The organism is Rhodoferax sp., assembly GCF_028688795.1.
Classification (GTDB): domain Bacteria; phylum Pseudomonadota; class Gammaproteobacteria; order Burkholderiales; family Burkholderiaceae_C; genus Rhodoferax.
The window spans coordinates 55,590-65,788 of the sequence record NZ_JAQTXM010000030.1; the positions used below are offsets into that span (position 1 = coordinate 55,590).

Sequence of the window (10,199 nt, forward strand, 5' to 3'; positions counted from 1 at the left end):
AATGTCTGAACCTCTGAAAATCGAATTCCCCGAATCCCTGCCGGTCTCTGCCAAGCGTGAAGAGATCATGGCGGCTCTTACCCAGCACCAGGTCATCATCGTCTGCGGTGAAACCGGCTCGGGTAAAACCACACAGTTGCCCAAAATTGCCCTGAGCATGGGCCGTGGCAAGCTCAATTACCCACTCCAAAACGCGGATGGCTCGCGCGCGCCGCCGGGCAAACTCATTGGCCACACCCAGCCGCGCCGCATAGCCGCAAGCTCTGTGGCCAAGCGCATTGCCGAAGAGCTTCACACCACGCTGGGCGATGTGGTCGGCTTCAAGGTGCGGTTTCAAGACCGGCTGAGCCGGGACAGCTCCGTCAAGCTAATGACCGACGGCATTTTGCTGGCCGAAACCCAAACCGACCCGCTGCTGAAAGCCTACGACACCATCATCATTGATGAGGCCCATGAACGCAGCTTGAACATCGACTTTTTGCTGGGTTACCTGCGGCAAATCCTGCCACGTCGGCCCGACCTGAAAGTGGTGGTGACCTCGGCCACGATTGATGCAGACCGTTTTGCTGAGCACTTTGCCAGCCGACAAGGGCCAGCGCCCATCATCATGGTGTCGGGGCGCATGTTCCCGGTGGAGCAGCGTTACCGCCCGTTTGAAGAATCACGCGACTACGACCTGAACTCGGCAATCGCTGACGCGGTGGACGAACTCTGGCGTGACGCGCACAACAGCGGCGACATCTTGGTGTTTTTGCCCGGAGAGCGCGAAATCCGCGAGGCCGCTGACCACCTGCGTGGCCACCTGAGCCATCAGCCGGTGTTCAGAGGTGCCGAAGTGCTGCCGCTGTTTGCGCGCCTGAGCCAAGCTGAGCAAGACCGAATTTTTGACGGCCACAACGGGCGGCGCATTGTGTTGGCCACCAATGTGGCCGAAACCTCGCTCACTGTGCCGGGCATACGATACGTCATAGACGCAGGCACGGCGCGCATGAAGCGCTACAGTTTCAGAAGCAAAGTGGAGCAGTTGCTGGTGGAGCCCATCAGCCAGAGCTCAGCCAACCAGCGCGCCGGGCGCTGTGGCCGTGTCGCCAACGGCATCTGCATCCGCTTGTATGACGAGAAAGACTTCAACAGCCGCCCCAAATTTACCGACCCCGAAATTCTGCGCAGCTCACTGGCCGGTGTGATTTTGCGCATGAAGTCGTTGCACCTGGGTGTGGTGGAAGACTTCCCGTTCATTGAAAAGCCCTCTGGCCGGGCCATTGCCGACGGTTACCAGTTGCTCAATGAACTCGGCGCGGTGGATGACGCCAACGAGCTGACCGGCATGGGCCAGGAGCTGGCCAAGTTGCCGCTTGACCCACGCGTGGGCCGCATGATTCTGGAGGCCCGCAGCCGTGAGGCGTTGGACGAGGTGCTGGTGATTGCCTCGGCGCTGTCGGTGCAAGACGTGCGCGACCGGCCGATGGAAGCGCAGCAGCAGGCGGACCAGGCGCACGCCAAGTTTGACGATGAAAAGAGCGAATTCAGCGGTTACCTGAAGCTGTGGAAGTGGATCAATGACGGCAAGGGTGGCGAAGGGCAGCACAAACTCAGCAACCGCCAATACGAACAACTCTTGCGACAAAACTTTGTCAGCATGCGCCGGGTGCGTGAGTGGCGCGACATTTATTCGCAGCTGCACACGGTGGTGGCCGAGCACAAATGGCGGCTTAACACCAAGCCTGCCAGTTACGAGCAACTGCACCTGTCCATGCTGGCTGGTCTGCTGGGAAACATTGGCTGCAAGCTGGAAACTGACGGCGCCAATGGTGAGTATTTAGGTGCCCGCAGCATCAAGTTCTACCCACACCCCGGCGCGCATTTGGTTAAAAAGCCGGGCCGCTGGATTGTGGCCGCCGAGCTGGTTGAAACCACGCGCCTGTTTGGTCGCGGCATTGCCGCCATTGAGCCGCAGTGGTTGGAGCAGGTGGGGGCGCATCTTTTAAAGAAGCAGTTGCTCGACCCGCATTGGGAAAAGAAATCGGCGGAGGTCAACGCGCTGGAGCGCGCCACGCTGTACGGCATCGTGATTTACAGCGGGCGGCGCATCAACTATGGCCGGGTTGATTTGGTGGGTGCGCGCGAAATCTTCATCCGCGAAGCCTTGGTCAACGGCCAGTGGGACACCAAATGGCCGTTTTTGGAGGCCAACCACAAGCTTGTCAAACAGGTGGAAGACCTGGAGCACAAAGCCCGGCGGCAAGACGTGCTGGTGGACGATGAGTTGATTTACGCCTTTTACGACCAGCAATTACCGCCTGATGTGTGCAGCGGCTACAGCTTTGACAATTGGTACCGCGACGCCTCCAAAAAACCCGAATACCTGATGCCGATGCCGGCACGCGGCGCGGCGCCTGTCGGCAACAGCAAACTGCTTCTGCTGACGCGTGAGGAACTGATGCGCCACGAGGCGGCAGGCATCACCACCCAGTCGTTCCCAAAAACCATCCGCCTGGGCGGTGTGGATTGCGCCGCCACCTATTTGCACGAGCCGGGTGACGCGAAAGACGGTCTGACCGTGACGGTGCCAATTTTTGTGCTGAACCAGGTCAACGAGGAACGTTGCGAATGGCTGGTGCCCGGCATGCTCAAGGACAAGATTCAGGCGCTGATCAAAACCCTGCACCAGCGGCCCCGCTCGCGCCTGGTGCCCTTGCCTGAGAGCGCCAGCAAGATGGCCGAGGCCTTGAACGTGCCCGAAGTGTTTGGCCACGGTTCGCTGGTTGAAGCTGTGCTGAAGCTGGTGCGCCTGGCCACGGCCGTGGATGTGGCGCGTGCCGACATCAAGGTTGACATGTTGTCGCCGCATTTTTTCATGAACTTTCGGGTGGTGGATGAACATGGCCGACAGCTTGGCCATGGGCGCAACCTGGGCGCCCTTAAGGCGGAACTTGGCGCACAGGCGCGCGGTGCGTTTCAGGCGCTGGCCGGGTTGAAGATGGCAAAGACCGCAGCTTCAACCCAAGAATTTGTAACAAATCAGCCTCTAGCCCATATAGATAAAGCGCAAGCAGCTATTGATAGCGTAGCAGGTCAGGCCAGGCAGGGTGTCGGTTCAAACGCACACCAGAATAATATAATAAATCAGCCTGCAGCCCTTTTAGATAAAGCGCAAGTAGCTACAAATAAAATAGCAAACCAAGCCGCTGCCCGCTACACCGCCTGGGCCTTTGGCGAGCTGCCCGAGCTGCTGGAAATCCAGAAGGGCGGCCAAACGCTCATCGGTTACCCGGCCCTGCTGGACGCCGGTGACGCGGTGAGCATTGAGGTGTTTGACGAGCCTGACGTGGCCGCCGCCAAACACCGCGCTGGCCTGCGTCGCCTGTTTGCGTTGCAGATCAAGGACGCGCTCAAGTACCTTGAAAAAAACGTGCCCGACCTGCAAAAAATGGCTGTGACCTACATGCAGGTCGGCAAAAATCCCGACGGTTCTGGCACTGGCGGCACGCTGGAAGAGTTGCGCGAGCAAATCATCTCGGTGGCGCTGGACCGCGCTTTTTTGCTCGACCCGTTACCGACCGATGAATTTGCGTTCAAAAAGCGCGTGGATGAGGGGCGAGGGCGCTTGACCTTGATCTGCACCGAGGTGGCGCGCCTGGCCGCCGCCATTTTGCTGGAATACGCCGTGGCCGCCCGCAAGATCAAAGACAGCAAAAACGCCCCCGAAGCCATGGCAGATGCAGCCCAACAACTGGCAAGGCTGATGCCCAAAAAGTTCCTCAGCGTCACGCCCTGGAGTGCGTTGCAGCACTTTGCCCGCTTCCAAAAAGCCATCACCGCTCGGCTGGAAAAATACCGAGCCGACCCGGCCCGCGACGGCGCCCGCCTGAAAGAGTTACAGCCGCTGGAGCAGCGTTACTGGCGCCTGGTGGCCGAGCGAAAAGGTGTTGTCGATGACCGCTTGCAAGAATTCCGCTGGCTGCTTGAGGAGTTACGCGTGAGCTTCTTCGCCCAGGAGCTGCGCACGCCGCAACCGGTGAGTGTGAAACGTCTGGAGAAGGCCTGGGCGCAGTTGGCGTGACAGAGTTGTGCGCCGCCGTCGGCTCCGGACTTTGGGTGCCATGACAGTCCGGGTCCAATTCATCACAAGCCCTACGGAAACTGACAATCATCAACCGCTGAATTAGCCCTTGGTCTTTAAGATGACCCTGATGTGAAAAGGGGTTCAATAATGACAAAAGAGGTCACACCGCCAGACAGAAATGTGGTCTGGCACAGCTTGGGCGGCGATCAGGTGCTAGCCCATTTGGCCGCTGACGCCAACACCGGCCTGTCCAGCGCTGATGTCACCCAACGTCTTGCCACCTACGGGTCCAACAGCCTGCCCGCATCGCGTCGGCGTGGCCCCTGGTTGCGCTTCATTCTGCAGTTTCACAACCCGCTGATCTATGTGCTTTTGGCTGCAGGTGTGGTGACATTTGGCCTGAAAGACTATGTGGATGCGGGCGTGATTGCCGCCGTGGTCCTCATCAACGCACTCATCGGCTTCATACAGGAAGGCAAGGCAGAAAAAGCCCTGGACGCCGTGCGCGCCATGCTGGCCAGCCGGGCCGTGGTCATTCGTGACGGCGAGCGGCAAGAAATTGACGCCTCGCAGTTGGTGCCCGGTGACATCGTGTTGCTGGAATCCGGTGCCAAGGTGCCAGCCGACCTGCGTTTGCTGCATGTCAAAAACTTGCGCATCAACGAAGCCGCCCTGACCGGTGAGTCGGTGCCTGTTGAAAAAAATGAAGTGCCTGTGGCTGCAGCCGCCGCCATTGGCGACCGCAGTGGCATGGCTTTTGCGGGCACGGTGGCCAGCTATGGCCAGGCGCAAGGGGTCGTGGTGGGCACCGGGCGCGAGACCGAAATTGGCCGCATCAGCACCCTGGTGGGCGAGGTGCAGTCGCTTGACACCCCGCTGACCCGCCGCCTGGCCCAGTTTGCCAGCCAGATCACCGTCTTTATCCTTGGCGCCGGGTTGATCACTTTTGCGTTCGGGTATTGGGTGCGTCACATGCCGATGCTGGACATTTTTCTGGCCGTGGTTGGTTTGACAGTGGCCGCCATCCCTGAAGGCTTGCCAGCCATCGTGACCATCGTGCTGGCCATTGGCACCCGTACCATGGCACGCAACAAGGCCATCATCCGCCGGCTGCCAGCGGTTGAAACCCTGGGCTCAGTCACCGTGATTTGCTCCGACAAGACCGGCACGTTGACCAAAAATGAGATGACAGCGGTGCAAGTGATGTTGCCTGCGTACACCCTGGAGGTGAGTGGTGCGGGCTACGCGCCTGAAGGCGGCTTTCACCACCGTGGCGAGGTCGTGGATGCCGCGCAAGACGCGGCGCTTCAAGCGCTGGCGCATTGTGCGCTGCTGTGTAACGACGCCTGCCTGCGGCACAAGGCTGGCACAGGCTGGCACTTGGTGGGCGACCCGACCGAGGGCGCTTTGCTGACGCTTGGCCACAAGGCCGGGCTCAACCCGGCGGAGGCCAGTGCTGCGACACCCCGCGTGGACGCCATTCCGTTTGAGTCTGAACACCGTTTCATGGCCACCCTGCACCACGACCACGCGGGTCATGCCTTTGTGCTGCTCAAGGGTGCGCCTGAGCGCGTGCTTGACTTGTGCCAGATCGACGCCAGCGGGCAGCCGCTTGACCATGCGGCCTGGAACGCCCGCATGGATGATGCCGCCCGCGCCGGTCAACGTGTGCTGGCGCTAGCCCGCGCCGGCATGCCGGCAGGCACCAGCGCGCTGGCCATGGCCGACATCACCCCACGCTTCACCTTGCTCGGGCTGGTCGGGCTGATTGACCCACCACGCGAAGAAGCCATTGCGGCGGTGGCAGAGTGCCAGGGCGCAGGCATACGCGTCAAGATGATCACAGGTGACCATGCAGTCACGGCCGCAGCCATCGGCCGGCAGTTGGGGCTTCATGCTGATCAGGCCGTCACCGGCGATGCCGTCGAGAAACTTGATGGCCTGGCGCTGCAGCGCGTGGCGCATGACACCGATGTATTCGCCCGTGCCAGCCCGGAGCACAAGCTGCGTTTGGTGGATGCGTTGCAGGCCCAAGGTGAGTTGGTGGCGATGACCGGTGACGGAGTCAACGATGCCCCGGCGCTCAAGACGGCAGATATTGGCGTGGCCATGGGGCACAAAGGGACGGATGCCGCCCGCGAAGCGGCGGACCTGGTGCTCACCGATGACAACTTTGCCACCATCACCCACGCCGTGCGCGAAGGCCGTGTGGTATTTGACAACATCAAAAAGTCTATTTTGTTCATGTTGCCCACCAATGGCGGTGAGGCCGGCGTGATCTTGCTGGCGGTGTTTGCCGGGCTGGCACGGCCGGTCACGGCCGGGCAAATCCTTTGGGTAAACATGGTGACCGCCATCACGCTGGCGTTGGCTCTGGCGTTTGAGCCTGCCGAGCCGGGGGTCATGCAGCGCCAGCCACGCAGCCCTACCGAGCCGCTGATCACGCGCGCCCTGGGGTTTCGCATTGCCTACGTGAGCCTGCTGATGATCATCGTGACGTTTGTCGTTTTTGAGTGGGAGCTGTCTCGCGGCAGCAGCCTGGAGATGGCCCGCACCGCGGCGGTCAACATGCTGGTGGTGGGCGAGCTGGTGTACCTGTTCAATGTGCGGCACTTCACTGCATCGGCCTTTGCGCGCGGCATCCTCACCGACAACCCGGTGGCGTTGTGGATGAGTGTGCTGCTGATTGGCCTGCAACTGCTGTTCACCTACGCCCCGCCAATGCAGCAAGTGTTTCAGACGGCCCCGCTCGACGCCACCTCGTGGGCCGTCATTTTGGGGCTGGGTGGGCTCAAGTTTTTGGCGGTTGAAGCAGAAAAGATGGTGCTTCGGCGCATGAACATCCGGAGCCTGTGAATGAAACTACTGCAAAAGCTACGCAGCCATGTGCCGACTCGCGAGCAGATCGCCCAGAATCGCTGGCTGACATGGCTGCGCCCCTGGCTGCAGAACCCCAAGCTGTGGCACTGGTCGCGCCGCGGTGTGGCCATGGGTGTGGCGCTGGGCGTGTTTTTTGGCCTGCTCATTCCGATTGCCCAAATACCGCTCTCGGTGGCAGCGGCCGCCATCATGCGCGCCAATATTCCAACGGCAGTGGCCAGCACGCTGGTCAGTAACCCGGTCACCTTTGGTCCAATATATTACGGCGCCTACCAGCTCGGGGTTTGGGTCACTGGCGCCAAGGAACGCCCAAAAACCTTGAATCTTGAAAATCCGCAACACAACTTGGCACCTGCAGACACCAGTTTCTGGGCGCGCATCACCCACCTGGGCAAACCCCTGCTGGTGGGTTTGTCCATCACGGCGGTGCTGATGGGCTTGCTCACCTACGGTTTGATTTCCCTCATCTGGCGCTGGCGCACGCTGGCCAAACGGCGCAGCCGAGTGCGCAACAACACTGTCTGAAGGCCCCCCTTGATCACCAGCTACCAGGAATTTGCCCTGTTGCTGATGTTGTCAGCGGTGGTGGGAGCGATTGCGGTGCGCCTGCGCCAACCGCTGCTGATGGCCTACATCATCGTGGGCATTTTGGTGGGGCCGTCGGTTTTTGGCTGGGTCGGCGCCCATGACCAGATTGATCTACTGGCGCAAATTGGCATCACCGTGCTGCTGTTTGTGGTGGGTCTAAAGCTTGATTTGCGGCATGTGCGCCAGATCGGCCCGGTGGCGCTGGCAACCGGGCTTGGGCAGTTGGGCTTCACCATATTGTTTGGCTTTTTCATCATATTGGCGCTGGGTCGCGGCTGGCTGGACGCCTTGTACGTGGCTGTGGCGCTGACGTTTTCCAGCACCATCATCATCGTCAAACTGTTGTCCGACAAACGCGAGCTTGAATCGCTGCACGGGCGCATTGCCGTGGGCTTTTTGATCGTGCAAGACCTGGCGGTGGTGATCGCCATGATGGTCATGAGCGGGCTCGGTGGCATCGGGGGTGAGGCCGTGAGCGGCCTGACGCTGACCCTGAACCTGCTGGCCCGTCTTGGCGGTGCGGCAATTCTGCTTTTTATCCTCATGCGTTTTGTGCTGCCCCGGGTGGTTGACACACTGGTGTTTGGTCTTGGGCGCTACGGCGCCCGTTTGGCGCAAAAGCTGCGTGAGCGGGGCATGCGGGTTCTGGGGGTTGACTTTGACCCGGAGGTCATCAAGGCCCTACAGCTCACCGGGCTCGATGCGCGCTTTGGCGACTGCGAAGCGTCGGACTTTGTTGAGAGCCTGCCGCTCGCGGGTGTGCCATGGGTGGTCAGTAGCCTGCCTGGGACGGCAGCCAACCACGCCTTGCTGCACGCCTTGTCCGAGCACCATTTCAGCGGAAGAATAGCAATGGTGGCGCGTCATGAGGCAGAGGCGCAAGCGCTGAACGGGTTGCCCAACGTCGAGGTCATCCTGCCAATTAATCAGGCCGCCGATTTTGCGGCGCTAGACATTGCTGCCCGCATTGCCATTGCCGAAACTGCCGAAGTCACCAAAGACAAGGAGAGCTCATGAACACCGTACTTTTTCCACTCGCCGCCACTGATCTATCCGCACCGGCCCATCATGCCGCCGAGCGCGCGGCCATGCTGGCCCGCCAGACTGGCGGCAAACTGGCGCTTGTGCATGTACTTGAAAAAAACGCGTTGACCGAGCTCAAACGACTTTTCGACCAGACCGGTGATGCCATGCTAGAGCGCATGCGTCAGCAAGCATCTGACGCCTTGGCGCAATTGGCGTTTGAGCTCAGGGTGGGCGAACCGTTGGAGGTGCGTCATCACCTGGTAGAAGGCACCGTGCTGGCCGCCATCTCTGACCAGGCAGACAGGCTGGGCAGCAACCTGGTGGTGGTGGGCTCGCGTGGTGCTGGTTTCATGCGCCATTGGTTGCTGGGCGCCACCGCCGAGCGCTTGCTGCGCATCACCCGACACCCCATTCTGGTCGTGAAAGAGGCACCCCAGCGGGCCTATCGCAAGGTGCTGGTGCCGGTTGACTTTTCAGCCTGGGCAGCGCGCGCCATCGAACTTGCACGGTGCATCAGCCCACAGGCCCAGATTTTGTTGTTACACGCCTGCGAACTGCCGTTTGAAGGAAAGATGCGGTTTGCCGGCATTGACGAAGACATCATCCAACAACACCGTGACACGATCCACCGTGAAGCGCTGGCACGGCTCCATGAAATCGCCACAGATGCCGGGCTGACACCCGCGCAGTGGCGGCCGTTGTTGGCATTTGCCAACCCGCCTGACTTCGTGATTGAGCAAGAGGAGGAGCAGGCGGCGGATCTGATCGTGATGGGCAAACACGGCATGGGCATGACAGAAGAGTTGCTGCTTGGCAGCGTCACAAAACATGTGCTGGGGCAATCACGCTCTGATGTTTTGGTGGTTGTGCGCTGAAGATTTGAGCCAACTTACCCCGATCACGGGCGAAACCGGTCACTGACATGATTATTCGCAACGCCATGTTGGCTGGCATGATTATTCTGGAATCTCTTACGGGATCTATAAATATCAGGAGTCGCCATGGGAACAAAACTCAAGGAATTTGCCACCACTCTGGTTGCCGTTGTAGAGCCTGAAACGTCAGCGCGTGAAGTAGCGCAGCTAATGCGCCGACACCATATTGGCGCATTAGTCGTAGTAGACGCGCTTGATAAAACCAAGCCGATTGGCATCGTGACAGACCGGGATCTGGTGCTGGAACTCATGGCTGAAGGCCTTGACCCCGCTGTGTTCACGGCGGGCGACATCATGTCCATTGACTTGGTGAAAGCCAGCCCCGAGATGGATGCCATGGATGCCGTGCAACTCATGCGCAAGCACCGGCTACGCCGACTGGTGGTTACCGATGGCTCGGGTAGCTTGGCCGGCATTGTAACCATTGAAGACGTGTTGGCGCTGTTGACACGCGAGCTCGCAGACTTTTCCGTTGATCTGGGCAGCGCCAAAGACCGTGAGACCCGGACGCGGCCGCTCGACGTGGCTTGAGTGCGATTCGTTTGATTCGAGCAGCGGCATTGAGAGACCGGTTATGGATAGGCCGTCCATTATTCACAAGGATCTGGCAAAACAGCGCCAGACACCAAACTGGACAGCGTTCGAAGATGAACGTCGCAGGTTTTCTTGGCAATTTGCCCACCTGGCAATGCAGAGGCTGCCCG

6 protein-coding genes are annotated in these 10,199 nt (G+C 60.1%); all 6 read left to right on the plus strand.

Going from position 1 to position 10,199, the window contains the following annotated elements:
- Position 1 precedes the first annotated feature (1 nt).
- Positions 2 to 4,063, plus strand: a complete 4,062-nt coding sequence (hrpA, locus tag PHQ58_RS18805; RefSeq protein WP_300114093.1) for an ATP-dependent RNA helicase HrpA — start codon at positions 2 to 4, stop codon at positions 4,061 to 4,063.
- 150 nt (positions 4,064 to 4,213) lie between these two features.
- Positions 4,214 to 6,922 carry a cation-transporting P-type ATPase gene (locus tag PHQ58_RS18810; protein ID WP_300114095.1) on the plus strand — a complete coding sequence of 903 codons (2,709 nt, stop codon included), beginning with the start codon at positions 4,214 to 4,216 and terminating at the stop codon, positions 6,920 to 6,922.
- Positions 6,923 to 7,471 carry a DUF2062 domain-containing protein gene (locus tag PHQ58_RS18815; protein ID WP_300114117.1) on the plus strand — a complete coding sequence of 183 codons (549 nt, stop codon included), beginning with the start codon at positions 6,923 to 6,925 and terminating at the stop codon, positions 7,469 to 7,471.
- A 9-nt stretch (positions 7,472 to 7,480) separates the two neighbouring features.
- Positions 7,481 to 8,551 (plus strand): cation:proton antiporter, encoded by a 1,071-nt coding sequence (locus tag PHQ58_RS18820; RefSeq protein WP_300114120.1) that lies wholly within the window; start codon positions 7,481 to 7,483, stop codon positions 8,549 to 8,551.
- Positions 8,548 to 9,435, plus strand: coding sequence for a universal stress protein (locus tag PHQ58_RS18825; protein WP_300114123.1), 888 nt, complete (start codon positions 8,548 to 8,550; stop codon positions 9,433 to 9,435). The genes PHQ58_RS18820 and PHQ58_RS18825 overlap by 4 nt, the downstream gene beginning before the upstream one ends.
- 126 nt (positions 9,436 to 9,561) lie before the next feature.
- Positions 9,562 to 10,026, plus strand: a complete 465-nt coding sequence (locus PHQ58_RS18830; RefSeq protein ID WP_300114125.1) for a CBS domain-containing protein — start codon at positions 9,562 to 9,564, stop codon at positions 10,024 to 10,026.
- Positions 10,027 to 10,199 lie beyond the last annotated feature (173 nt).

What these genes read in the sequence shown, in the direction of transcription:
- hrpA (WP_300114093.1), top strand. Translation starts at nt 2, where the DNA reads ATGTCTGAACCTCTGAAAATCGAATTCCCCGAATCCCTGCCGGTCTCT.
- PHQ58_RS18810 (WP_300114095.1), top strand. Translation starts at nt 4,214, where the DNA reads ATGACAAAAGAGGTCACACCGCCAGACAGAAATGTGGTCTGGCACAGC.
- PHQ58_RS18815 (WP_300114117.1), top strand. Translation starts at nt 6,923, where the DNA reads ATGAAACTACTGCAAAAGCTACGCAGCCATGTGCCGACTCGCGAGCAG.
- PHQ58_RS18825 (WP_300114123.1), top strand. Translation starts at nt 8,548, where the DNA reads ATGAACACCGTACTTTTTCCACTCGCCGCCACTGATCTATCCGCACCG.
- PHQ58_RS18830 (WP_300114125.1), top strand. Translation starts at nt 9,562, where the DNA reads ATGGGAACAAAACTCAAGGAATTTGCCACCACTCTGGTTGCCGTTGTA.